This window comes from Pedobacter cryoconitis, assembly GCF_003259615.1.
Lineage (GTDB): Bacteria > Bacteroidota > Bacteroidia > Sphingobacteriales > Sphingobacteriaceae > Pedobacter > Pedobacter cryoconitis.
In genome coordinates this window covers 38780-64003 of the sequence record NZ_QLLR01000013.1, presented here as the reverse complement: position 1 = coordinate 64003, position 25224 = coordinate 38780, and the positions used below count along the sequence as shown (strand labels likewise).

The window sequence follows — 25224 nt, the reverse complement described above, 5'->3', positions numbered from 1 at the left end:
GGATCAGTTACATATAGCAGTTCCGGCTCCGGCCGGGCTCAAATATGGAATATTCAATTCCATTCCCCGAAGGATAAACCAGATGCCCAGCATAACCATTAAATAGGGAATCATTTGATTCAGCTTTCTTCTGAAAATCGCAGAAGTAAAACCAGCACTTATCCCGGCGATAAACATCAGCGGGACTGTTCCCATTCCATACCAGAACATATATTCAACAGCTGTATTCACACCTCCTGTATTCAAGGCTCCGGTCAAAGCCAGGTAAACTAAACCACAAGGCAGAAAACCGTTCACAATCCCAATAATCAGGTGATTCGCTTTATGCTTTAACGCGTAGCCAAATAACTGGTTAAAGGGTTGCAATAACTTCCCGTTCATCCTTCCGGCAGAGAAATTAAACAGCCTTGAAGCTGCGGCAATCAAAATCAATATACCACTCAAAATACTGATATATTGCTGCGCACCTGCCAGCCAGATTTGCCGGCCAATGAGGCCGGTTATAGCGCCTAAAATACAATAGGAGATTATTCTGCCACCCTGATAACTTAATTTATCCAGCACCAGGAACCCCCAGCCTTTTTTCAAGGTGGGGACTGCAAAAGCCAGTGGGCCGCACATCCCTAAACAATGCACACTGCCCATCAAACCTATCAGAAATGCTAAATACTGATCACTCATTTGATATTAATTTCCTGTTCGGCGAGATATTTTTTAGACTGGCTTTCCCATTCCACAATCAACCGCCACGATCCTTTCGGTAAATGTTGCGCAGGAATCAATACCTGTCTGTTTTGATCTGTTTCAAAATTCATTGCCCTGTCCAATCTTTTATCTGAGGTACGCATCAGGCGTAAATTCCCTTTAGCCTGTTCCTTAAAAACAAGGCTGATTGTTTCTTTGCTTACCACTATTTCTGGCTTTGCATGATCAATATTTACCTGTTCTTTCAGGTTATAGACTTTGTCGTAATTGATCCCTTTTTCATAATAATCATTGTCTACCAGTGCATCAGTTTTACTGTTAAACATAATGACAACCAGTACGATAATGAAACTCATGAAAGTGCCCATGCCGAGCAGTACTTTTATTCCCCAATTCATAATTTATTCGTTTGCAGGTGCAATAAATGTGGTCTTAAACTGTCCGGCAACTTTATGTTCAGACATGAGTTTAAAACCTATAGCTGTTTTATATTTCTGAATAGACTTTTGCGGAAGGATTACAAAAAAAGTAAGCTTGATTGTTTCCCCGGGTTTCACCATGTTCTCCTTCTGGATATACTGTAATTTAGCTTCCTTGTTATCGGGAACAATCTCAAATTTTATTGGACGGGTCGTTTTATTCATCAGCTCTGAATTGTACAGATTGCTGACGGTTTTATCTTTGTCCCGAAGTTGGTATAGAGTTCCGCTTGCCCGAAGGATCGTCGTTTCCACATCACTGCGGCTGATCAGCAAATAAGCCAGTACGGCCATTAGCATAAACAACACCCCGGCATAACCATAAATCCGTTTATTCAGGTGAAAAGGTTTTTTTGTTGCAATCTCATCTTCAGACTTAAACCCGATTAACCGCAGCGGACGGTCAATTTTCTCCATCACCATATCACAAGCATCAATACAAGCGGTACAGTTCACACATTCCATTTGGGTACCATTTCTTATATCTATTCCCGTAGGACAAACCTGTACACATAACTTACAATCGATGCAGTCTCCCTCTGGCTGCTCTACCTCTTTAACCCTTTTTCCACGAGGCTCACCACGTTGATAGTCATAAGCCACAATGATACTTTGATTGTCTAACAATACCCCTTGCAAGCGTCCATATGGACAAGCTACCGTACAAACCAATTCCCTCATTCTTGAAAACACGAGGTAAAATGCCATTGTAAATACACAGATTGCAATAAATCCGGAGATATGCAGCGAAACAGGTTCCGTTATTATTTTCCATAATACTGCTGTGCTGATCAGGTAAGAAAGAAAGATATTGGCAATCAGAAAAGAGATCGCCAGGAATACCCCATGTTTAGTTGTTTTCTTCCAGAACTTATCAAAGTTTAACGGGCCTTCATCCAGTTTCTTTTGTTTCAGATGATCACCTTCTATCCAGTTCTCAATTTTGCGGAAAACCATTTCCAGAAAGATAGTTTGAGGGCAGGCCCATCCGCAGAAGACCCTGCCAAAAACTACCGTAAACAACACCACACCAATGATGAAAATCAATAAAGCCAGTACAAAAAGGTAAAAATCCTGTGGCCAGAAAATTATTCCAAAGAAGACAAACTTCCTTTCCAGCACATTCAGCAAGATCAGCTGTTCTCCATTTAACTTTAGAAATGGAGCAGAAAACAGCACGGCCAGGAAAAAGTAACTGACCGCAGCGCGGTACTGATAAACCTTTCCTTTGATAATTTTAGGATAGATCCACTTTCTCTTTTTCCCGTCATCGGTAATCGTACCGGGCTGATCTCTGAAATGTGCAGGACTTTGTGACATAGCTTATTCTTTGTTCCCTTGTGGGGCTTTCGCTCCCGCAGGTTTTGTTCCCTGGAGTGACAAAACGTAGTTCGTTAAGTCAGATATTTGTTGTGCACTGAGTGATTTTTCCCAGGCAATCATTCCCTTTTCAGGAACACCATATTTAATCGTTTTGAAAACATCTTTTGCTTTTCCGCCATGCAGCCAATATTCATCAGTCAAATTAGGCCCTACAATACCTTCTCCATGTTCTCCATGACAGGGCGTACAACGGTTGGCAAACAATGATGCCCCATTTTTAACGATGGCTTCATCCTTGCTTTGTTCCATATTGTTCTCATTTACAGCGTTTTTTGCATTTGCCGGATTAGCCAGGAAAGCAACTTTGGACTCTGCGGCCTGTTCTATTTCTGCGATATATTCCTCTTCCTGCGATTTACCATAACCCAGTACATCATACGTCAGTAAATAACCAATTGCGAAAATGATCGTTCCATAAAATAAGATCATAAACCAGGCAGGCGTAGGGTTATTCAATTCGGCTATCCCGTCGAACTTATGTTCCATGACCAGGTTTTTTTCCTCTTCCATCGGTTTCAGCTGCATCAGCTTAGTCCAGATAGAAGGTTTTTTGTCTTCGATTGCCTGTAATGCTTCCTGTTCCAGTCTTCTTCTTTCTTTTTCTTCTGGCGTTGCAAAAGGAGTCGGACTGACAGATTCTTTTACATAAAACTTAATCACCTTTAGCATTAATATCGCCACGCAAAGGATCATAACCGCAGTAACGAGCATTAAACCGATCACAATATCAGCCGATGTACTTCCTGTAGACCAGTTGCTGTTAATTACCTCTTTCATCCTGATCATCTTTTATAGGGAGTTCGCTCATATATTTTATATCGTCTTTTTTCATGGTCAGCAATAACACGCCGACCAGTAAGAAAAATAGCATGAAGATGCCGAGTGAGCTGAGCAGATACCCTTGGTTTCCATCAACCTTATCTAAAAATTGCTTAAACATGTTTTGCTTTATTTGGCTTTAATATCAGTTCCAAGGCGTTGCAGATAAGCGATGATCGCGATGATCTCCTTATCACTTTTTACCTTAATGTTATTCTGTTGTAAATCGGTGGCTATCGCTTTGGCCTGCTTGTCCAAATCGGCATTGGCCTGATGCTCATAACCTTTTTCGTAAGGGACACCTAAAGTGCGCATCGCATTGATTTTTACGCGGGTCGTAGTGGTATCCAGTTTTTGCTCCGCTAACCATTCATAAGGAGGCATAATACTGCCCGGTGACATCGTTTGCGGATCATACAGGTGATTGTAATGCCATGCGTTACCATATTTTCCACCTTCACGCTGCAGATCTGGTCCTGTGCGTTTTGAACCCCATAAGAACGGATGATCATAAACAAACTCTCCGGCTTTACTATATTCCCCATAACGTTCAGTTTCAGAACGGAAAGGGCGGATCATCTGAGAGTGACAGTTAACACAACCTTCTCTGATATAAACATCGCGTCCTTGTAATTCCAGTGGCGTATATGGTTTTACACTTGCTATGGTCGGGATGTTAGATTTAATGGTAAACGTTGGCATCATTTCAATCATTCCGCCAATTAAAATTACAATTAAAGAAAGCACCATGAAGATCATTGGCTTACGTTCCAGCATGCGGTGTAATTTCTTGTCATCACCCTGTGCGACATAAACCGGAGCTAATGGTTGTGCTTCAGCAGCTTCATTCGCTACCAGCTTACCAGCTTTCATCGTTTTGATCAGGTTATAGGTCATCACAATTACACCTGTCAGATATAAGGCACCACCAATGGCCCTCATCACGTACATTGGTATAATCTGAAGCACTGTTTCCAGGAAATTAGGGTATTTCAACAGCCCTTCCGGTGTAAACTCTTTCCACATCAGGCCCTGCGTAAATCCGGCAAAGTATAAAGGAACAGCATAGAATATAATTCCCAGTGTACCAATCCAGAAGTGGAAAGAGGCTAATTTTACCGAGTATAAAGTTGTATTGTAAATTCTTGGGATCAGCCAGTATAAAATAGCGAAAGTTAAAAATCCGTTCCAGCCTAAAGCACCCACGTGAACGTGTGCAACTATCCAGTCGGTATAATGGGCAATTGCATTAATCTGTTTAAAGGCTAATAACGGGCCTTCAAAAGTCGCCATTCCATAGGCTGTTAAACCTACAACCATGAATTTAAGTTTTGGATCTTCTCTTACTTTGTCCCACGCGCCACGTAAAGTAAGCAACCCGTTAATCATACCACCCCAGCTTGGAGCAATCAGCATCACTGAGAAAGCAACCCCTAAAGATTGTGCCCAGGAAGGCAGCGAAGTATATAATAAATGGTGAGGGCCTGCCCAGATATAGATGAAAATAAGTGACCAGAAATGCAGGATACTTAATTTATAAGAATAAACAGGGCGGTTTGCCATTTTAGGCAAAAAGTAATACATCATACCCAGGTAAGGGGTGGTCAAAAAGAATGCAACTGCATTATGTCCGTACCACCATTGTACCAGTGCATCCTGTACTCCTGCGTAAACATAGTAACTTTTAAAAGCAGAGACTGGCAACTGGATAGAGTTAACGATATGAAGTACCGCTACTGTAACGAAAGTTGCAATATAAAACCAGATCGCCACATACATGTGTTTCTCCCGTCTTTTAATAATCGTACCAAACATGTTGTAACCGAACACTACCCAAATTATGGTAATGGCAATATCGATCGGCCACTCCATTTCTGCATATTCATGTGAACTGGTTAACCCTAAAGGAAGGGTAATTACTGTCGCAATGATGATTAACTGCCAGCCCCAGAAATGTATCTTGCTGAGTATATCGCTGTACATCCTGGCTTTGAGCAGGCGTTGCAGGGAGTAATAAACGCCCATGAAAATCGCATTACCTACAAATGCAAAGATTACCGCATTGGTATGCAATGGCCTGATGCGGCCGAAAGTCGTGTATTGAGAGCCCATGTTCATGGCAGGCTTGAAGAGCTGCATGGCAATCAGAAGTCCAATCGTCATTCCCACTATACCCCAGATGATGGTGGCTAATGCGAAGTTTCTGACGATCTTGTTGTCGTAGTGGAATTTTTCAGTCATGAGAAAAACTTGTAGTTGTTTATGGGGGTAAAAATAGCTGCTAGTGGTATCCTGGGGAGTGACAGGAGTTATCTTGTGGAATGATCTTCATCACTTTTTTCTTCGTTACCGGTTTCCTGAGGTTCTTCTTCTTCAAAAAGTACCCGCACACCGGGTGTGAAAAGATCATCATGCTGACCAGATTTATTCGCCCAGAAAAAGGCAAGCAGAAACAACAAAGCCAGCAGAATGCTGAAGCCAATCAGCATATAGATCATGTTCATAATAATTTGTTTTTACGGGCGTAAAGCCGGGCGGTTAAACTGGTGAAAAGAATAATGGTGATTGTACTCATCGGCATGAGTATCGCGGCCATCAAAGGGGAGAGCAAGCCTTGTACGGCAAAGAATAAGCCCACAATATTATAAAGCACAGAGATCCCAAAACTCATATGGATCACTTTGACTGCATCTTTTGCCTGTTTGATGAACTGCGGTATCTTTTGGAAAGCAGCCCCGTCCAGAATTGCATCGCATCCCGGAGAAAAGTTGTTAATATCGTCGGTAACTGCCACGCCTAAATTACTTTGTTTTAAGGCTCCGGCATCATTTAAACCATCGCCCAGCATCATTACTTTGGCGTTGTTTTGCTGGAGCTGAAGAATATAATCCAGTTTTTGCTGCGGACTTTGCTGGAAATGTAACTGTTGCACCCTTGGGAAAAACGGAGTTAGTGAATTCCGGTCATGGTCCTGATCTCCTGATAATAAATGGAGGTCAGCAGTCTGGCCTAACTTTAACGCTAAAGGCTTAAATCCTGTTCTCCAGCGCTGGGCAGAACGGAAATAGCCGCAATAACGCGTTTCTATTAAAATATGAACCACACTACCGTGATCCTCTGCTTTCAGACCCAGGTAGGCAGCACTGCCTAGCTTTACCTCATGGCCATCTACACAGCCACTAATTCCGCGGCCTACTTTTTCCATATAGTGCTCCACTTGAAATAATGGAGTTTCAGCTAACCACTTCACGAGTTCACGGCTCAAGGGATGTCCTGAATTTCTGGCCAGATCAAAGACTAATTGACGCTCATACTGATCAAGAGTCCCATCAAATTCAAAACCTGCTGATTCCGGATTGGTAATCGTACCTGTTTTATCAAAGACGATGGTATCTATCCGTGCAAGTTCTTCTATGACAGACGTATTTTTTAAATAGAATTTATTCTGATCAAATATGCTGAGTACTGCCGCCAGTGTAAAAGGGGAGCTTAGGGCTAATGCACAAGGACAGGCGATAATCAGTACTGCTGTAAATGCGGCCACAGCTTTGTTTACGTCCGTATTTATCCAATATAAACCTGCTGCCAGCGCTATAGCCACCAGCACGATGCTAAAGTAACGACTCGCCGTGTCACTGAAAGTTTTTATAGGATCTCTTTCTCCCGAAAAGGCTTCGTTATTCCATAATTTGGTTAAATAACTTTGAGAAACGGGCTTAACGACTTCTAATTCAATGGCACCATGGAGTTGTCTTCCTCCTGCATAAACGATCTCCCCTAAAACTTTTTCTACCGGAATAGATTCACCCGTTACAAAGCTGAAATCAAGTTTCGCATCCCCTTTTAACAGGATGGCATCGGCAGGAATAATTTCATTGCTGCGGATCAGAATGCGGTCACCGGTTTTCAGTTCATTTAATGGAAGTGGTTTTTCTTTGCCATCTTTTAACTGTGTTACTGCTACAGGGAAATAAGAACGGAAATCGCGTTCAAAGGAGAGGTAATGGTAGGTGCGCTTCTGCATCCATTTGCCAATCAGCAGGAAAAATACAAGAGAGCATAGGGTATCTACAAAACCAGCACCTGTTTGGGTAATGATTTCATAAGCAGAGCGGATAAACATGACTGCGATACCCAGTGCGAGTGGGAAATCGAGGTTCAGAATACCGTTTTTAAGATTTGTCCAGGCGGAGATAAAATAATCTCTGGCGCTATAGAGCAATACTGGAATGGCGAAAGCAAGATTGATCCAGCCGAAGAAGTTTTTAAAGTCTTGTTCCAGGCTGTTCAGGCCAAAATAATCTGGAAAACTTAACAACATCACATTGCCGAAACAGAATCCTGCAACTGCGATTTTAGTGAAAAGGTTGCGTTCGGAATGATCGGTTTGCTGTTTTTTGATCATATCCTGTAGACTAATCAGGGGTTCATAGCCGATTGCGTTTAAGTTTTCTACAACCTCACGGAGTGAAATTTGTTGATTTCTGAAAGTAATGCTGACTTGCTTTTTTAGAAAATCTACTCGCGACTGTGCGATAGCGGGATTGATTTTATGCAAATGTTCGAGCAGCCAGATGCAGGAGCTGCAGTGGATCACCGGGATGAAAAGTGTAATTACAGTAACTTTTGCATCGGTATAATCGACCAGTTCAGCGGCAATTCCGGGCTCGTCCAGATAGTCAAAATGTAACGTTTTCTTCTTTTGGGAGCTCCCAGGCACGTCATTGTAAAGATAATAGCTGGAAAGATTGTGTTTGGAAAGAATCTGATAAACACCTTTACAACCCAGGCAGCAAAATTGTTTATCGTCCGCAGGATAGGGCTTTTCCGGAAGATGATCACCGCAGTGAAAACATTGTGTTTCCACAGTTAAGCTATTTGTTTCTTTCATGCTGAAATTCTTTCCTCCAAAAATGGGGGCATAATCTCAGTTGTAAAATGATAGCAGAAACCTTAAAAAGTGACGCATGTCACTTTTATTTCCATAACTTTATATTTTATTTCGTGAAATTAAAAACTATTGCTCATCGTAGGCTCTTATTATAGGATGGAACTGGCATTTGCAACAGAATATATCGCGAAATGAGCAAAATCGTTAGCAAATGATAGCTTCATCACAACCGAGAAACAATTTTATTATTGATGAAAAAAGATAAAATGCAGTTATGGTCACAACTTATGGGTAGTCCTGATACCTATACGCTGGAAGCAATCATATTTCATACTGCCTGCATTTTTACTGGTTTGCTTTTTACTTGCAGCGTAGTCTTTAACTACCTGATTGGGTTATATACCTTGTCATTTTTGCTGGTGCCGGCGGTATTTGCTGTTGGTTTTGTTTACTATTTATCGAAATTTAAATACAAGCTTAATCTTGCGGTCACCATTTTTTGTGTATTGGGGAATTTGTTATTTATAGCTTTTTTCCTGAAGAATTCTGGTATTAATGGCCCTGGGTTAGTTATTTACTTGCTTTTCTTCTTCCTGGTGATCAGTATTGTACCTAAAATTCAGCGCTTTGCCTGGATGTCTGTTAATATTATTGTGGCACTCAGTCTTATTCTTTTTCAATACCGTTATCCTGAGTTGGTACCGGTTAATTATGAGGATAACCTGAGCAGACATCTGGATTTTGGCTATGTATATTTCTTTACTTTAATTATCATTTATTTCATTCTGACGAGTATTATCACAAGTTATAACCGGGAGAGGCTGTTGGCGGAAAAACGGGCTGAGCAGCTGGAGATTGCGAATCAGTCGAAGAATAAGTTATTTTCTATCCTGGCGCATGATCTGCGGTCACCGTTAAATTCTATCCAGAGTTTTCTGGAAATTTCTATGGAGGTTGAAATTGAGGAGGAGGAAAAGAGAAGTATAAATTCGAGTTTGCTGAAGGAGACGAAGTATACGGGGCAGATGTTAATTAATTTGCTTTCCTGGAGTAAGACGCAGATGGAGGGGGCGATTGTGAAAATGCTTGTGCTTAATTTGGAGTGGGCTTTGGAAACGACTTTGCTTTTACAGACGAGTCTTGCGGAGGAGAAGGGACTGATTTTGAACAATAAGTTATTGCAGAATTTGTATGTGATTGCAGATAATGATATGCTGGAATTGATTGTGCGCAATTTGCTGAATAATGCCATTAAATTTACTCCGCCTGGTGGACAGATCACGATTTCTTCTGAGGTTCATGGCAAGGAGTGCTGGATTAAGATACAGGATACAGGAATTGGAATTGATACGGTTGATTTTGATCGTATTTTCTCGTTAAATTCTCAGAGTACTTATGGGACGAATCAGGAAAAGGGTGTGGGTTTGGGTTTGGTTTTGTGTAAGGAGTTTATTGAGTTACAGGAGGGGAGGATCTGGGTGGAGAGTACGTTAAATGTGGGGACTACTTTTTTTGTGAGCCTCCAGATTTCTTCGCAGAATGATTTGTTTGCTTTGCATTTGAATTGAAAATTTAATTAGTCACCTTTGCACGGTCAAAAAAATTATAATATATGGAAGATCATTATGAGCTGTCCCGTTTCGGAAAAGGGTTTAAGGAAAGAGTTGAAAATGCGCTGGACTGCCTGAAAAAGGGTAAAGGGGTACTGGTTGTTGATGATGAGAGCAGAGAGAATGAGGGTGACCTGATTTTTCCTGCGGAGTCTATGACGGTATCGGATATGGCTTTAATGATCAGGGAGTGCAGCGGTATTATTTGCCTTTGTTTGAAGCCTGATAAAGTTGATGCTTTGGAGTTGCAGCCTATGGTACAGGTGAATACGAGTAAGTATCATACGCCGTTTACGGTTTCTATTGAGGCTAAGGAGGGGGTGACTACCGGGGTTTCTGCTGCGGATCGTTTACAGACGATCAGAACGGCAATTGCTGATCAGGCCAAGCCTGGGGATCTTTCCAGACCTGGTCATGTTTTCCCTTTAAGGGCTAATGAGGATGGGGTTTTCGGCAGACGTGGTCATACTGAGGGGAGCATTGATTTAGTGGTTCTTGCTGGGTTTAAGCCGGTAGCAGTTCTTTGTGAGCTGACTAATGAGGATGGTACGATGGCAAGGCTGGCTGAGATTTCTGTTTTTGCAGATAAGTATGAGTCTACTGTGGTTTCTATCGAAGATATTTTCCAGTATCGTTTATCATTGCTGAAGTAGATTTTTACGCATTCTATAAACGTAAAAAAAAGGAGTATACTATGTTCGGGCGACATTGCCTTCGCTGAAGAAGCCCGGAACGCATGCCCTTCACATTAGTACACTCCTTTTTTTTACAGTTTCTCCTGTTGCAGGATGGATAGCCGGAGAAACTGTATAGTTTAATACATAGCTTGATTCATAGCTTTTTGGATAACCAGGGTGAATAGCTTTTTGGATAACCCCGATGGATAGCTATTTGGATTACTTGTTATATGGCTTGATTCATAGCTTTTTGGATTACCTTTTACATCACTACACCACTTTCATAAATTCTTCGACGAACAGCATTGCTGATTTTTTACGGTAAACTCCTTTTTGCCAGAGGATGAAAGCCTGTTTGTAGAGTTTTTTATCTGAAATTGGTACGGCAGCAATGTTTTCCCACGTACTTATTGCCTTTTCATTAATGATGGTTGCCCAGTTTCCGGATTCAACCATGGATAGCAGGGAATGTACATCGTTCATTTCGATCCTGGTATTGGGCGTAATATTGTTTTTTCTAAAGATTTCATCGAATAGGTCCCGCGAGCTAAAACCTTTGCTTGGGAGAATCAGATCGAGTTTTCCGAGTTCTTTTAAGGAGATTTTTGGCAGTTTGGCCAGAGGGTTTTCTTTAGAAATCGCCATAATGATTTTGGAAGAGAATACGGGCTGCATTTCAAAGCCGCTGCTATCACGCTGTTCATGAAAGGCCAGGATGATGTCCAGATCTGCCATTTTTAGTTTGGTTTCCAGTTCACCGGCTGTTCCGTATTCGATGTGGATCATGATACCGGGGTATTTCTCAGAGAATGGGGTTAAGGCTGGCAGCAGGAGGGAGCTGAAAGCGTAGGTTACCCCGATTTTTAGCTCTCCGTTCACCATATTGGCGAGCTCAAAGATGGCTTGCCGGGATTTTTTGATGTCGAGTATAATTTGTTGGGCATGTACCAGGAATACATTACCGGCTTCTGTTAGTTTTACTTGTTTGCCCATCCGGTCGAACAGGAGCATGCCTAAGTCTTCTTCCAGTTGTTTGATTTGCTGGGACAAGGTAGACTGCGTAACAAAGCAGGCCGCTGCGGCATCTGTAAAGTGCAGGAGTTCTGCAGCTTTAATGAAGTAATTGATTTGTCTGATTTCCATAATCGATCGTTAAAACTAATCAATATCATTAAAACTATCAATTTTATAAATAGATAGTTTATGCCGAAATTTGTAATAGACTTTCTAAGGAAAAGCTGAGCGGCAAAATAAGCACAGCTAATCTGGTTCAGGTCTTCAAAATTGTAAAGTAATATCATGAATGTTTTTCGGTCACTAAAATCACGTAATTTCAAACTCTTCTTTTATGGACAATCAATTTCCCTTGTAGGCACATGGATGCAAAAGACGGCGGTCAGCTGGCTGGTTTATCAGCTTACAGGATCAGCAGTTTTATTAGGGGTAGTTGGTTTTGTAAGTTTGATTCCTTCGTTGATTTTATCACCTTATGCAGGTAGTCTGGTAGACAGACATAACCGGTACCGTATTCTGGTGATTACACAGGTAGTCTCCATGATCCAGGCAGGGGCACTGGCAGCAATTATCTATTTTGGGTATAATAATATCCTCTTTATTATCGGGCTGAGCCTGGTTCAGGGAATTGTCAATGCTTTTGATGTAACCTGTAGACAGTCACTGATGGTAGAAATGGTGAATGATAAAAATGATTTGCCAAATGCGATTGCACTGAATTCTTCTATGGCCAATTTTGCGCGTATTGCAGGGCCGGCTGTTGCAGGGATTATCCTGAGCACATTCGGTACTGATATTTGTTTTCTGGGGAACTTCCTGAGCTATATTCCGGTACTGATTTGTTTATTCATGATGCGTTTGCCTGCTCAGATTATTACGAAATCAACTAAAAGCATTTGGGTGGAACTGGAAGAAGGTTTCAGGTATGTATCGGGGGATAAAGAGCTAAGCAGCATGATTATGATGATCGGGATCAGCAGTCTTTTTGTAATTCCTTTCAATACACTGATGCCGATCTTTGCTAAAGATATATTCAATGGGGATGCTAAAACTTTCAGCTGGTTTGAAAGCGCAGCGGGTTTGGGATCAATTATCAGTGCGATTTACCTTGCCAATTTAAAAGACAGCAGCACCATGATCAAATTGACCACTATTGCAGGTGCAGTAATGGGAGGTAGTTTGTTATTTCTTGCTTACGCGCCGCAGCTGCCTATTGCACTTGTTTTTATGGGATTGTCAGGCGTGGGTATGATGGCACAGTCTTCAGCAATTAATACTTATATTCAAACACATGCCATTCCTGAAATGCGCGGACGTGCTATCAGCTACTATGTAATGGCTTACCAGGGATTGATCCCTGTAGGCAGTCTGCTGATTGGATGGGTGGCACATTTAATTGGCCCAAGACCAGCAGTATTGATTGAAGGTTTGATAGGAATAGCGGCTACTGGCATCTTTGCCTATTACAAAAGCAGACAAGCAGCAGTTAAAACTATATAATTATAGTAAATGCGCGTATCATTAAGATACGCGCATTTCGTTTTAAATACTCAATCCTCCGAAAGTACTGAACAGGATAATTGAAAGTACGATCAGCGTGATCAATACATACAACTTATCTCTTTCCAATCCGAATGCAACCAGGGAGAATACAATTCTTATAATCGGGGTCGCTATCAGAATGACAACACCCAACTGGATGATTTCTTTGGCACTGCCGTCCCCTAATCCTTTAAATATTCCGGTAAGGCTGGTATAACCTTCGCCTTCCCCATGGAAAGTACTGTAGTCAGGAAGACCCGAACCCTGCTGAAACAGGTACCAGATTCCTCCGATAATGGCCACAAGACCTGAGATTAATACCCCGTACCTTAAAACCTGACCGATCAGCTGCTGCATATCGTAGTCGGTTACCCTTTTAGTGTCTTTATTGTGATTCATGTTTCCTAGAATTTATGATTAAAACCATTGTAGATCATGTTGAGCGCGATGGCTGTGATCGCGAAACTGAAGATGATCTTCAACCATTTAACGTCGATCTTCATCAATAGCTTTGAGCCCGTGAAAGCGCCGGCAAGTACACCGATAATTACTGGAAAAGCAATTCCGGGATCAATGTAACCTCTTTGTAAATACACTACCGCACTCGCTGCAGCAGTTACCCCAACCATGAAATTACTGGTTGTTGTACTTACCCTGAACGGAACACGCATGGCACTGTCCATCGCCAATACTTTTAAAGCACCAGAGCCTATCCCTAATAATCCGGAAAGCATCCCCGCAAGGGCCATGATAGAGAACCCGCCACCTATGTTTTTTAGTTTATAGTCTACTACACCGTCTTTTGTAGGATAACTGCTGTTTAATTTAAGCACGTAGGAAAGCTTACTGCCTTCTGCCAGTGCACCTTCATGTTTCTTTCTCAGGGTCATTGCTGCCGAAAAGATCAAAGTCACACCAAATAAGATCGCTACGATGTTAACAGGCGTGTAGATCGCCAGTATCGCTCCCATAACGGCACCTGCGGTTGTCGCAATCTCCAGGAACATCCCAAGGCGGATATTGGTGATACCTTCTTTGACATAAGCACTTGCCGAGCCGGAAGAAGTAGCAATTGAAGCCACCAGTGCCGCACCGATAGCGTAACGGATGTCAACATGAAAGAACAGGGTCAGCAAGGGTATAATTACCACGCCGCCGCCAAGACCAGTCAGCGAACCAGCAAGTCCTGCAAGATAAGCCCCCAATAACAGGATCAGGGTAAAGGTTAAAATTGTCATGAGCTGTATAATTAATAAGAGTTTTTAATAATTGTTATCTAATAATGTTTTGATAAGCTGTTCCGCGGCTTCCTGATCTCTGTTCACAATCGCAGTTGCCAATTCTTCATGCCAGGCATGGCTTCTGGCAAAATAAGCCATGTTTTGCTCCTTGCGTTTAGTGAAGAAATCGCGGATTACTGCAGTGAAATTTTGATAAAGATCAATTAATACCTTGTTTTTTGAAGCTTTCGCAATGCTGATATGAAAAGCGATGTCTGCATCAGTGCATTTTTGCTGCTGATCGGTATCAATAGCTTTTTTTCGCTGCAAAAGATGATTTTGCATGGCAGTCAGATCTTCCTCAGTTCTGTTCAGACAAGCGAGTTTTACGATTTCTTTTTCGAGTAAAGAGCGGACCATATTAATTTCTTCGAAGTCTGCCCGGCGCAAACGCTGCGCAAGCGTTTCCTCTTTTACTTTTGAAGCGACAAAAGTACCTGAACCTTGCTGTACTTTAAGGATGCCGGAGATAGCCAGCGTTTTAATCGCTTCCCTGATGGTAGAGCGGCCAACCTCATAACGCTCCATCAGTTCAGGTTCTGATGGGATTTTTGTACCTCTTTTGAGTTTTCCAGACGCAATATCGCTTTTGAGCGCGGCGATTACTTTGTCTGATAAATTGATTCTCTTCATGATTTAAACATCTGATGTTTCAAAGGTATATAATCATAGTATACATCTGATGTTTGTAATGTAAAAGTGACAAGCATAACTGTTTTTTCGGAAGGTGATTTTTTAATAAATTTCTTTTCTTATTAAAAATGTTATAGGTTTACAAAAAACTTTAGGGGTGCCTTGTGCTGAGATATACCCTTTGAACCTGATGCAGTTAGTACTGCCGAAGGGAAAAGTGAAGCCACAACTATGTTGTAGGTTTTCCATTCCTTATACAGGTCATTCCTATCGTTATTAAAAATGAAAAGAATGGAAATTACTGTAAATCATCAAACTTATTCTATTGCCGGTTCGTGTTCTGTCATACAGCTGTTAACTGCTGTTTTACAGGTTTCAGGGAGCGGTATTGCGGTGGCTGTTAATCAGTCGGTCGTGTCTAAATCTGACTGGTCTGTATACCATCTTCAACCCGGAGATCAGGTCATGCTGATCAAGGCAACCCAGGGTGGATAATCATTAATTTCTGTTCGCAACCTCACAAAATCATATCACGATGAAAGTAGAAAAAATTCCAGATGGCCAGGTCATCAGCAGAAAGCCGTTCCCGGCCTCCCGTAAAGTTTTTGTAAAAGGTGAACTTCATAATATTGAAGTAGCCATGCGTGAAATCAGCCTTAGCGAAACCAAAATACATAATGGTTTTGGCCTGACAGAGAAAAACCCATCCGTAACAGTTTATGATACCAGCGGACCTTATACAGATCCGAATGCTCATATTGATGTTAAAGCAGGGTTGCCACGAATCAGAGAAAGTTGGGTAACCGATAGAGGTGACGTAGAAAAACTGGATCAGGTTACCTCTGCTTATGGTGCGCAGCGACTGGCAGATCCCTCTCTGGATCATTTGCGTTTCGCTTTTCAGCATCAGCCATACCGTGCAAAAGCAGGGCAGAATGTATCTCAGATGCACTATGCGAGAAAAGGGATCATTACTCCTGAAATGGAATATATCGCGATCAGAGAAAATCAAAGAATAGAACTCTGGAATAATGAAAAAGGAGAGCAGGCCGAAGCGATGAGTCAGCAGCATGCAGGAAATAGCTTTGGTGCAAATACACCTAAGGGGTTGATTACACCAGAATTTGTACGTCAGGAAGTGGCCTGCGGCAGAGCTGTTATTCCATCAAATATCAATCACCCTGAATCTGAACCTATGATTATTGGCCGGAATTTCCTGGTTAAGATCAACGCAAATATTGGTAATTCAGCAGTGACTTCCAGTATTGAAGAAGAGGTTGAAAAAGCAGTATGGGCATGCCGCTGGGGTGCAGATAATATTATGGATCTGTCAACAGGTAAGAATATCCATGAAACAAGAGAGTGGATTATCAGGAATTCACCAGTTCCGATCGGGACAGTCCCAATTTACCAGGCACTGGAAAAAGTGAATGGTAAAGCTGAGGACCTGACCTGGGAGCTGTTCAGGGATACCTTAATTGAGCAGGCCGAGCAGGGAGTTGATTACTTTACTATCCATGCCGGAGTATTGTTGAGATATATTCCATTAACTGCAAAAAGGATTACAGGTATAGTGTCAAGAGGTGGATCAATCATGGCGAAATGGTGTTTAGCGCACCATCAGGAGAGTTTTCTATATACCCATTTTGAAGAAATCTGTGAGATCATGAAAGCCTATGATGTTGCCTTTTCATTAGGTGACGGACTAAGACCAGGATGTCTGGCCGATGCCAATGACGCAGCACAGTTTGCAGAGTTGGAAACATTGGGTGAGCTGACCAAGATTGCCTGGAAACATGATGTACAGACCATTATTGAGGGGCCGGGCCACGTGCCGATGCACATGATTAAAGAAAATATGGAAAAACAGCTGGAACATTGCGGCGAAGCCCCATTTTATACTTTAGGGCCGCTGACAACTGATATTGCACCCGGATATGATCATATTACTTCAGCAATTGGAGCGGCGATGATTGGCTGGTACGGAACTGCCATGTTGTGTTATGTAACGCCAAAAGAACATTTGGGCTTGCCAAATAAGAAGGACGTAAAAGACGGCGTAATCACTTATAAAATTGCTGCACATGCGGCAGATCTGGCGAAGGGACATCCCGGAGCTCAATACCGCGACAATGCTTTAAGTAAAGCCAGGTTTGAGTTCAGATGGGAAGATCAGTTTAACCTTTCTCTTGATCCGGATACGGCAAAAGAATTTCATGATGAGACACTTCCTGCTGACGGTGCTAAAATCGCTCACTTTTGTTCCATGTGCGGCCCGAATTTCTGTTCGATGAAAATTACGCAGGATGTGAGGGAATATGCAGCTAAACAAGGTTTGGACGAAGCTGCGGCGCTGGCAAAAGGAATGGAAGATAAATCGCGTGAGTTCACCGAAAAAGGAAGTGAAATCTACTTATAAATGGAACTTATAGTCATCACGCGCCCGGATTATTTTGAAGGAGAGGGAGAATTGATTAATGCCTTGTTTGATGCCGGGCTTCAATTACTCCATCTTCGGAAACCGGAAAATGATGAAGCTAAATTTATGAAGCTGATGGAGGTGATCAATCCGGTTTATTACCCGGCAATTTCCATTCATCAGCAACATGAACTGGCAAACAGGTTTTCAATCCGCAGACTTCATTATCCTGAAAAACTATGGAAACATACGAGTGAACAGCAAAGAATAGCACTTTTTGCAGATGACTTTCATTTAAGCCGTTCTGTTCATGAATGGGGGCCACCAGCAGATACAGCCTTTCTGGATTATGTGCTGTTCGGGCCAGTATTTAACAGTATTTCTAAAGTGGGTTATCAAAGTATAGTGGATAGAGATTTTAGTTTGTCTGCAGTACCAGAAGGACTAAAGGTCTTTGGTATTGGAGGAGTCACAGCAGACTTGTTCCAGGAATTGCAGCGGATGAATTTTAACGGTGCAGCCGTTCTTGGTGCACTTTGGAATCACCCGTCCGGCGCAGTAAAAGAATTTGAAAAAATGATTAAATCATTATAAGACATGTTAATTGATCAGTTACATTATATATCACAGCCCCCTGAAAATGGGACACACCTTACTGCGATTGAGAAGGTATTACAGGCGGGTGGTCAATGGATACAACTGCGGGTTAAAGAGCAACCGGAAGATGTGGTGCTTGAACTCGCTGTTCAGGCCAGGCTTTTATGCGAACATTACGGTGCAAAGCTAATTGTCAATGACTATCCGGAACTGGCTTTAAAATCAGGCGCTTATGGAGTGCATCTTGGATTAAATGATATGCCAGTAGCACAGGCAAGGGCTATCCTGGGAAAGGATAAATGTATTGGTGGAACAGCTAACACTTTTGCAGATATATGCAGCAGGGTAGAAGAAGGTGCAGATTATATTGGATTAGGGCCTTTCCGTTTTACGACTACTAAGAAAAATTTAAGCCCGGTTCTTGGTCTTGAAGGTTATCAAAAGCTGATGGAACAAGTACGTGAAGCTGGTATACAACTGCCTATTATAGCTATTGGTGGCATCACAACTCAGGATATTACCAGTATTCTTCAAACAGGGATTTATGGGGTTGCAGTCTCTGGATTACTCACACAAGGGGTTGATCTGGCTGGGAATATGAGCTTGATCTATCAGAAATTAAACCTTCATTCAAAACAAACGATATGTTAACTATTGCAGATAAAGTATTTAACTCCCGTTTATTTACAGGGACGGGGAAGTTTAGCTCAGCAGAAATCATGGAGCAGGCATTACTGGCTTCTGGTTCGGAGCTGGTTACTGTAGCCTTAAAAAGAGTTGACCTGAAGGATCAGGAAGATGATATTTTAAGCCGTTTAAATTACCCGCAGTTTAATTTACTGCCCAATACTTCGGGTGTAAGAAATGCAAAGGAAGCTGTCTTTGCAGCACAGATGGCCAGGGAAGCATTAGAGACTAACTGGATTAAGCTGGAAATTCATCCCGATCCTAAATATTTAATGCCTGATCCGATTGAGACATTAAAAGCAACGGAAGAATTAGCGAAGCTGGGCTTTATTGTCTTGCCATATATTCATGCTGACCCGGTATTGTGCAAGCATTTAGAAAGTGCGGGAACTGCTGCGGTTATGCCTTTAGGATCACCAATTGGGAGTAATAAAGGATTGAAGACTATCGACTTTCTGGAAATTATTATCAGTCAGAGTAACGTTCCCGTGATTGTGGATGCCGGGATTGGTGCGCCTTCGGACGCTGCAAAGGCTATGGAAATTGGTGCGGACGCGGTATTGGTGAATACAGCAATTGCTGTTTCCCGAGATCCGGTTAAAATGGCTGAAGCCTTTAAAATTGCAGTCACTGCCGGAAGGATGGCTTTTGAAGCTAAACTGGGTTCTATCAATTCATATGCTGTATCAAGCAGCCCGTTAACTTCTTTTCTGGATGACTGATAACTTCACTACACTTTTTAATACTTATAGCTGGGAACGGACTAAACAGAGTATTTATGAAAAAACTTCGCAGGATGTAGAGCGGGCTTTGGGGAATAGTAAACGGACTTTGGAAGATTTTAAAGCGTTAATTTCTCCTGCGGCAGCTCCATATCTGGAACAGATGGCACAGTTGAGCAGAATGGCCACCTTGAAGCGTTTCGGGAAAGTGATGCAATTATATGTACCACTTTATCTTTCTAATGAATGTAATAATATTTGTACGTATTGCGGGTTTAGCCTGGACAACAAGGTAAGGCGCAAAACATTGTCTCCTTTAGAGATTATGCAGGAGGTTGCGGTGCTGAAAGAAATGGGTTATGATCATGTGCTTCTGGTTACTGGTGAAGCGAATCATACGGTTCATACCGAATATTTTAAAGGGATACTGGAACTTTTACGTCCGCATTTTGCGCTGATTTCAATGGAGGTACAGCCGCTGGATACGGAAGATTATGAGGTTTTGATTCCTTTGGGGTTGAATACGGTACTGGTTTATCAGGAGACTTATCACAGGGAGGATTATAAAAAGCATCATCCGAAAGGAAAGAAATCAAATTTTGAATATAGGTTGGAAACGCCCGACAGGTTAGGAAAAGCGGGGGTACATAAGATGGGATTGGGGGTACTGATCGGATTAGAGGATTGGCGCACGGATTCATTTTTTACAGCGCTTCATCTGGGTTATCTGGAAAAGAAGTATTGGCAGACGAAGTATAGTTTGTCTTTTCCGCGATTAAGGCCGTTTAGCGGAGGGTTAGAGCCTAAAGTTGAAATGTCAGACAGAGAGTTGGTGCAACTGATTTGTGCTTATAGGTTGCTGAATGAGGAGGTTGAACTTTCTATTTCTACAAGGGAGTCAGTTGTTTTTCGGGATCATGTTATTGGTTTGGGAATTACTTCTATGAGCGCGGGGTCCAAGACGAATCCGGGGGGGTATGCGGTAGAACCGGAGTCGCTGGAACAGTTCGAGATCAGTGATGAAAGGACACCGGGAGAGATTAAGGATATGTTGAAGGAAAAGGGGTATGAGACGGTGTGGAAGGATTGGGATAGGCTTCTCCAATAATAAAAAAACTTATACTATGTTCGGGCGACATTGCCTTCGCCGAAGAGGCTCGGAACGCATGCCCTTTACATTAGTATAAGTTTTTTTTTATTGGATCAGTGGGGGGAGTTGTTGGAAAAGAAAGAAAGAAAGAAAGAAAGAAAGAAAGAAAGAAAGAAAGAAAGAAAGAAAGAAAGAAAGAAAGAAAGAAAGAAAGAAATATTGGGCAGCGGTGTACGGGGTTGTTCTTCCTTTTCGATGAGCTTACTGAGGTAGGTAAACAATAGCTCAATTTCCTGATCATGTTTCATTAACGTCATTCTGTTTTTTGACCATGATCGGGGCGAGTATGAGACTATGGCAGATCTCCTGGATTTTAAACTTAATTTTTCTGAATTTATTCAATGTGCTTTCTTACTTCAGGAGTTGGAATCAATCCTTGATGAAGGGAAAAACAGTGAGGAATTAGAAGAGCTGGTTAAAAGGGGGATGGATTCTATTAATCCGCTGATTTTTGCGCTGTATCCATACGAATTATTCTAACACTATAGGTTGTTTTATCTCTTGGACGTATTGATCATAATCACCATAGTAATACCCAGTATCAGGACAATAATAATAAATATCCACATGGCTATGGTATCATTTCTGGTGTTTTTTCCTCTGATGTGATCTTTAGACCAATCGAAAAAATCTCCTTTTGAATTTTTGTCTTCTTTAATTGATTCATTGTCCATATTCAAAGCTATAAGAATAAATTTAGAGAAGTATGATAAAAGCCTTTTAAGGGAGTCGTCTGATTAGTTTTTTGTAACGTAAAATTCTTAGATTCGCGGCATGAATTTAATAGACTTTACACTTCCGGAAATAGTTTTTTTAGAGCCAAGTGAGCATCTTGAAGATGAAATGGGTGGACGCACAGTGATACAGCATACGGGCTCCCATACGATCATGGAAGTTATAGCAACGGATGAGGTTGAGGGACTTAATTTTAAAGCCGGGACTAAAACTTATGAATTTGAATATCTAAACCTGTATGGCGTAGTCGAAAATCATATTTTTGCAGTGCATTTTACTTTGAATGAAGGAGATCTGACTGACGTATTTAAGCAATGCGCAGAATGGTACAGGGCCTATTTGAGCTGGGAGGACAGAAACATCCTGGAAGATGAAGAATAAGAGGCGATTTTACCACCTGAAATAAACTCCTGCCATTACGTTCGCCGGTCTGATCATAGCGATGTTGGAAGTATATCCAGCTCCGTCATATAAGGTATAGGCGTAATTCTTTTTATTGAACAGATTGGTGCAATCTAAATTGATTTCTATGTTTTTGCCGGGCATATAACGCAGGCCTATATCTGCGAAAATTAAAGAGACAGATTTGTTGACTGATACCTGATTATAAAAATAATCAGTTCCGGCTTTCACATTCAATTTTTTGTTGATAATCAGTCCTATCCCAAGACGCTGGTTTATCCTGTCAAGTATTAAAGCAGTTGGCGCACTGGAAACGAACAGACTGTTTCTGGAGAAATCACCTGTGTAGGAGAAATTGCACCAGCTGGAAACTTCGGCGTTGAAACTTGGTGTGATTTGAAGAGTATTGGTCTTATTATTTAATAGTTTGTTTTGCTGGATCAGCTCTCCCTCTGTTGAAGTATAACTGACTGAAATAGCAGCAGTAGCCTTCCAGTCATCAATTCCCTTGCTCAAGCGGCCAGATAATCGCCAGAATGACTTTTGGTTGTTTTGAAGGATGATTTCACCTACACTTATGAAACCTGAAAAACTACGCTGACTTAACTGGTTCAGTAACGTAGGCGCGTAGATTCCGGATAAGTTTACAAATAAAGATTTGACCGGGTTACGGTAACTTAAACCTGCTGAATAAGATTGCCTTCTCTGGATTAAAGGTGTTCTGTTTCCGAGTTCTAAATAACGGTAGCTTCTAAAAATGAAACCCTGATTTAAGCGGTCAGCATTTCCCGGATCGTTTGATAAACTCGCCTTGAAATTAGCGGTCCAAAGAGGATTGAACTTGTAAAAAAGCAAAAACTCCGGATTGAAATATAGATAGTTTTCCTTTTCAGCATGTTCAGTTAACCTGTTATTGATTTTTGAATTGTAAAGGTTGATAGGCAGGGTCAGTGAGAGGTTGATCTTTTTAGCATTGTAACGGATGGTTGGTTTAATATAATAATCTGATAATTGCCATTGCAGTTCATTCCTTAATGAATCTTTTACTGGATACGACATCGGCAAATGCTGAATTTCAGTATTTAGATTTTGTATAGTCGCTTTAATCCCTGCCTGATAATCAATGACCCAACCTCTAAAACCGCGGCTATAAGAAATATTGGTATGACTGAAAAGTGTACTTGTACGGGCAAACTGAGTAAAAGGCATTGTCTCATCATCAGGAGAAACAACAAGTTCCTGTGGTAAGTAATTGTATTGGTTAAAAGAATTAAATTTAAGCGTGCTTTTACCAAGAGTTTTTAGCCAGTTAAGATCATTTTCAATTAAGTGATAAGGTGTTTTTCCTATCTGATTATTAGGACTTGTTCCCGTATTGCTTATTGCGCTTCTCTCCCAAAACAGCTGAGCTCTGAACTTATCTTTTAAATAAAAATTCTCTGTATTCTTATTTAATTCCGCAGAACCCTCAGCACGGTTTCTTTGGATAATAGTATTATTGTTTTCTTGAATACGGACAAAATTATTATCAGTTAAATAGTATGCTGTTTCAGATTGGTTATTACTTTTTAGCTGATCATTGATATAGCTTATGTTAGTTCTTAACTGATAATCGTGTTTTAACTTTCTTACTGTATTTATTGTACCAAGATAGCTTCGGTTGAAAAGAATACGGTCCTCATTAACCGGGGGAGCACTTTCAGATAACTGAATCAAGTTACTCTGTTCCGCATTATTATCCTGTCCGTTGATCAAATCTTCCAAAGTATGAGATTTTAATTCAGTACTTATATTCTGGCCTGTGTTATTACTTTTGAAAAGATTCAGGCTCTGACTTGCTCCAGCTATCTTCATGGCCATCAAATTGGCTTTCCATAATGGAAAAGGAAGTCCGGCTCCCAATTCCAAGGTACCTAACCATTTTCCTTTAGCAGAGTTTTTTAGTTTTAAGTTTAGCGCAGCTTTATCAGTGAAAGTTGTGGATCTTAAAGCTTTTATCGGCTGGTGGCCTTCCAGTACTTCAACACTGCTTACATCTTTAAATGAGATATTGTTTGCAGCCAGACTGTATTTACTATCAAGCAGATCAAGCCCTTCTATATAAAACTTGTTGATTGCTTTTCCGTTATATAATATCGTTCCGTCTGCCTGTACATCTATGCCAGGCATTTTTTTAAGGACATCAGCAATACTCCGGTCCTGGTCACTGGCAAAAGAAGAAACATTATAACTGATTGTATCATTGTACTGAATAATTCGTGGTGGTTTAATCAGGACCTCCTTTAAATTGCTGATCTCTTCTCTGAGAGATAAATTGACTTGTTGTGTGTTCTTATTTTCCAGTTCCAATGATCTGGTTTGATAGCCTAACATGGAAACTTTAAGCAGAAAATCCCTGCCATCGAAATTAAGCTGAATCGAGAAATACCCTTTTTCATTGGTTGTAGTATAGGCCAATAAATTTTTTTCGTCTTTTGGAAGTAACGTAATGATTGCCCCTTCAATAGCTGCTCCTGTATTTTCTTCTTTAATATATCCATTCACTGTCGCCTGTGCAGCTGCATTCGCAAACGAACAGCATAGGATTAGTAAGGGGAACAAGAAATGGCTGAAAACTACCTGGCAGCCATGGAAAAAGAAAAATTTAGTGTTCAATTGGATTATATGGTCTTTCTTTTTTCTGATTATTTCCACTAGGTTTCAAAGTAACCGATGTATTACTGTTCATAAATGCAAGAGGATCTTTTTTCATTTTTTTATCCAATTTAAAAAAATCCGTCTTTGTCAATTCAATATATTCTTTTTGTTCCAAACTTATAGGCTCGTCTTTCTTTATTTTCCTTAGTCCAGCAATCTCAAATACATAATTTTTATTGTTATCTTCTACTTTAAGGATCAATCCCGGAAGACCACTGAATTTCCATGGTCCGGTGCTCACTGGTATTTCTGTAGTAAACCAGGCAGTGTACTTTCTTCCTCCAAAGCTACAAGTGGCTTTCTGTGCATTATAACCTAAAATAGTCTTTTTCTCATTTTCAATAGCCCATTTCTGAAGTTTTAAAATCTCCTCATACTTATAAGAATCGGACATCAGCTTTTCAATTACTGTTATTTTACCTTCCGGATAGTTTTTGTAGATCTGGTACTCCATCCCCTTTTTTCCATACTTGGCCCGTTGCGCTAAAATTTGCAAAGATGACATCCCATTTTTAACATCGACCTGGATCATTGAATCTACTCTGAAAGTGTTATAGCTGTAAAATTCTGATAATTTATGCCCAACTTTGAGAATCATAAAATCTTCTTTGGTTTGATTGGGACGCAAAGTGTCTGGTACCCATGTTAGTTTATATTGGCATTCAATCGAAGTCTTGTCTATTATTTGTGCATTTAAACAAAGCGAAAAAGCTATAAAAGAAATAAGAATCAAGCAGGTTTTTATCATATAAATATATATTAGAAATTTAATAAATATTGAG

At 41.0% G+C, this 25224-nt stretch carries 27 protein-coding genes and 1 riboswitch; of the genes, 11 read left to right on the top strand and 16 right to left on the bottom strand.

Annotated elements, in window-relative coordinates; translation table 11 throughout:
- Positions 1-3 precede the first annotated feature (3 nt).
- From LY11_RS14120 to LY11_RS14085, 8 genes are all read right to left on the bottom strand, one after another.
- Positions 4-681 (bottom strand): sulfite exporter TauE/SafE family protein, encoded by a 678-nt coding sequence (locus LY11_RS14120; protein ID WP_111634313.1) that lies wholly within the window; start codon positions 679-681, stop codon positions 4-6.
- Entirely contained in the window at positions 678-1103 is a 426-nt protein-coding gene (locus LY11_RS14115) for a FixH family protein (protein WP_111634312.1), read from the bottom strand. The genes LY11_RS14120 and LY11_RS14115 overlap by 4 nt, the downstream gene beginning before the upstream one ends.
- 3 nt (positions 1104-1106) lie before the next feature.
- Positions 1107-2504 (bottom strand): cytochrome c oxidase accessory protein CcoG, encoded by a 1398-nt coding sequence (gene ccoG, locus LY11_RS14110; RefSeq protein WP_111634311.1) that lies wholly within the window; start codon positions 2502-2504, stop codon positions 1107-1109.
- 3 nt (positions 2505-2507) lie between these two features.
- Positions 2508-3344 carry a cbb3-type cytochrome c oxidase N-terminal domain-containing protein gene (locus LY11_RS14105; RefSeq protein WP_111634310.1) on the bottom strand — a complete coding sequence of 279 codons (837 nt, stop codon included), beginning with the start codon at positions 3342-3344 and terminating at the stop codon, positions 2508-2510.
- The gene (locus tag LY11_RS14100; protein ID WP_068402726.1) at positions 3328-3507 is read right to left on the bottom strand and encodes a hypothetical protein; all 180 of its coding nucleotides are present in this window, start codon (positions 3505-3507) and stop codon (positions 3328-3330) included. Before LY11_RS14100 ends, LY11_RS14105 begins: the two co-directional genes overlap by 17 nt.
- Positions 3508-3515: 8 nt before the next feature.
- Entirely contained in the window at positions 3516-5627 is a 2112-nt protein-coding gene (gene ccoN / locus LY11_RS14095) for a cytochrome-c oxidase, cbb3-type subunit I (protein ID WP_111634309.1), read from the bottom strand.
- Positions 5628-5695: 68 nt separating this feature from the next.
- Positions 5696-5890: a cbb3-type cytochrome oxidase assembly protein CcoS gene (ccoS, locus tag LY11_RS14090; RefSeq protein ID WP_111634308.1), complete on the bottom strand. Its 195-nt coding sequence runs from the start codon at positions 5888-5890 to the stop codon at positions 5696-5698.
- Complete coding sequence (locus tag LY11_RS14085; RefSeq protein WP_111634307.1) at positions 5887-8277, bottom strand: heavy metal translocating P-type ATPase; 2391 nt, start codon at positions 8275-8277, stop codon at positions 5887-5889. Before LY11_RS14085 ends, ccoS begins: the two co-directional genes overlap by 4 nt.
- Before the next feature lie 251 nt (positions 8278-8528).
- Here LY11_RS14085 and LY11_RS14080 point away from each other — a divergent pair, with 251 nt between their 5' ends.
- Both LY11_RS14080 and ribB read left to right on the top strand, forming a co-directional pair.
- Entirely contained in the window at positions 8529-9845 is a 1317-nt protein-coding gene (locus LY11_RS14080) for a sensor histidine kinase (protein ID WP_111634306.1), read from the top strand.
- Between the two features lie 44 nt (positions 9846-9889).
- The gene (gene ribB, locus LY11_RS14075) at positions 9890-10540 is read left to right on the top strand and encodes a 3,4-dihydroxy-2-butanone-4-phosphate synthase (RefSeq protein ID WP_111634305.1); all 651 of its coding nucleotides are present in this window, start codon (positions 9890-9892) and stop codon (positions 10538-10540) included.
- 294 nt (positions 10541-10834) lie between these two features.
- Here the strand turns inward: ribB and LY11_RS14070 are convergent, their stop codons facing one another.
- A complete protein-coding gene (locus tag LY11_RS14070) occupies positions 10835-11707 on the bottom strand; it encodes a LysR substrate-binding domain-containing protein (protein WP_111634304.1) in 873 nt (290 codons plus the stop codon).
- A gap of 156 nt (positions 11708-11863) precedes the next feature.
- On the opposite strand from LY11_RS14070, the gene LY11_RS14065 reads away from it, so the two are divergent.
- Positions 11864-13078: an MFS transporter gene (locus tag LY11_RS14065; protein ID WP_111634303.1), complete on the top strand. Its 1215-nt coding sequence runs from the start codon at positions 11864-11866 to the stop codon at positions 13076-13078.
- A gap of 42 nt (positions 13079-13120) precedes the next feature.
- Here LY11_RS14065 and LY11_RS14060 read toward each other — a convergent pair whose 3' ends face one another.
- From LY11_RS14060 to LY11_RS14050, 3 genes are read right to left on the bottom strand one after another with little or no spacing between them, the layout of a single operon-like run.
- On the bottom strand, positions 13121-13519 hold the full coding sequence (locus LY11_RS14060) for a DUF1634 domain-containing protein (RefSeq protein ID WP_111634302.1): 399 nt from the start codon (positions 13517-13519) through the stop codon (positions 13121-13123).
- A gap of 5 nt (positions 13520-13524) precedes the next feature.
- A complete protein-coding gene (locus LY11_RS14055) occupies positions 13525-14358 on the bottom strand; it encodes a sulfite exporter TauE/SafE family protein (protein WP_111634301.1) in 834 nt (277 codons plus the stop codon).
- 24 nt (positions 14359-14382) lie between these two features.
- Entirely contained in the window at positions 14383-15033 is a 651-nt protein-coding gene (locus tag LY11_RS14050; RefSeq protein WP_111634300.1) for a FadR/GntR family transcriptional regulator, read from the bottom strand.
- A gap of 143 nt (positions 15034-15176) precedes the next feature.
- Positions 15177-15264: riboswitch (TPP riboswitch) on the top strand.
- Positions 15265-15324: 60 nt separating this feature from the next.
- Here LY11_RS14050 and thiS point away from each other — a divergent pair.
- The 6 genes from thiS to thiH are packed head-to-tail and all read left to right on the top strand — an operon-like array spanning position 15325 to position 20566.
- Positions 15325-15528, top strand: coding sequence for a sulfur carrier protein ThiS (gene thiS, locus LY11_RS14045; protein WP_111634353.1), 204 nt, complete (start codon positions 15325-15327; stop codon positions 15526-15528).
- 40 nt (positions 15529-15568) lie between these two features.
- On the top strand, positions 15569-17452 hold the full coding sequence (thiC, locus tag LY11_RS14040) for a phosphomethylpyrimidine synthase ThiC (RefSeq protein ID WP_111634299.1): 1884 nt from the start codon (positions 15569-15571) through the stop codon (positions 17450-17452).
- A complete protein-coding gene (locus tag LY11_RS14035) occupies positions 17453-18046 on the top strand; it encodes a thiamine phosphate synthase (RefSeq protein ID WP_111634298.1) in 594 nt (197 codons plus the stop codon).
- A gap of 3 nt (positions 18047-18049) precedes the next feature.
- Complete coding sequence (locus LY11_RS14030; RefSeq protein WP_111634297.1) at positions 18050-18700, top strand: thiamine phosphate synthase; 651 nt, start codon at positions 18050-18052, stop codon at positions 18698-18700.
- Positions 18694-19458, top strand: coding sequence for a thiazole synthase (locus LY11_RS14025; RefSeq protein WP_111634296.1), 765 nt, complete (start codon positions 18694-18696; stop codon positions 19456-19458). The genes LY11_RS14030 and LY11_RS14025 overlap by 7 nt, the downstream gene beginning before the upstream one ends.
- Complete coding sequence (thiH, locus tag LY11_RS14020; protein WP_111634295.1) at positions 19451-20566, top strand: 2-iminoacetate synthase ThiH; 1116 nt, start codon at positions 19451-19453, stop codon at positions 20564-20566. Before LY11_RS14025 ends, thiH begins: the two co-directional genes overlap by 8 nt.
- Positions 20567-20661: 95 nt before the next feature.
- On the opposite strand, the gene LY11_RS26915 is transcribed toward thiH, so the two are convergent.
- Entirely contained in the window at positions 20662-20865 is a 204-nt protein-coding gene (locus tag LY11_RS26915; protein ID WP_211321553.1) for a hypothetical protein, read from the bottom strand.
- 37 nt (positions 20866-20902) lie between these two features.
- Between LY11_RS26915 and LY11_RS14010 the strand changes: the two genes are divergently transcribed.
- A complete protein-coding gene (locus tag LY11_RS14010) occupies positions 20903-21088 on the top strand; it encodes a hypothetical protein (protein WP_111634294.1) in 186 nt (61 codons plus the stop codon).
- 14 nt (positions 21089-21102) lie between these two features.
- Here the strand turns inward: LY11_RS14010 and LY11_RS14005 are convergent, their stop codons facing one another.
- Positions 21103-21282 (bottom strand): hypothetical protein, encoded by a 180-nt coding sequence (locus LY11_RS14005; RefSeq protein ID WP_111634293.1) that lies wholly within the window; start codon positions 21280-21282, stop codon positions 21103-21105.
- Positions 21283-21382: 100 nt separating this feature from the next.
- Here LY11_RS14005 and LY11_RS14000 point away from each other — a divergent pair, with 100 nt between their 5' ends.
- A complete protein-coding gene (locus LY11_RS14000; protein WP_111634292.1) occupies positions 21383-21724 on the top strand; it encodes a hypothetical protein in 342 nt (113 codons plus the stop codon).
- 9 nt (positions 21725-21733) lie between these two features.
- Here LY11_RS14000 and LY11_RS13995 read toward each other — a convergent pair whose 3' ends face one another.
- Together LY11_RS13995 and LY11_RS13990 are read right to left on the bottom strand one after the other, a co-directional pair.
- Positions 21734-24400, bottom strand: coding sequence for a carboxypeptidase-like regulatory domain-containing protein (locus LY11_RS13995; RefSeq protein WP_170132685.1), 2667 nt, complete (start codon positions 24398-24400; stop codon positions 21734-21736).
- Positions 24390-25190, bottom strand: coding sequence for a GLPGLI family protein (locus LY11_RS13990; protein WP_170132684.1), 801 nt, complete (start codon positions 25188-25190; stop codon positions 24390-24392). Before LY11_RS13990 ends, LY11_RS13995 begins: the two co-directional genes overlap by 11 nt.
- Between the last annotated feature and the right edge of the window lie 34 nt (positions 25191-25224).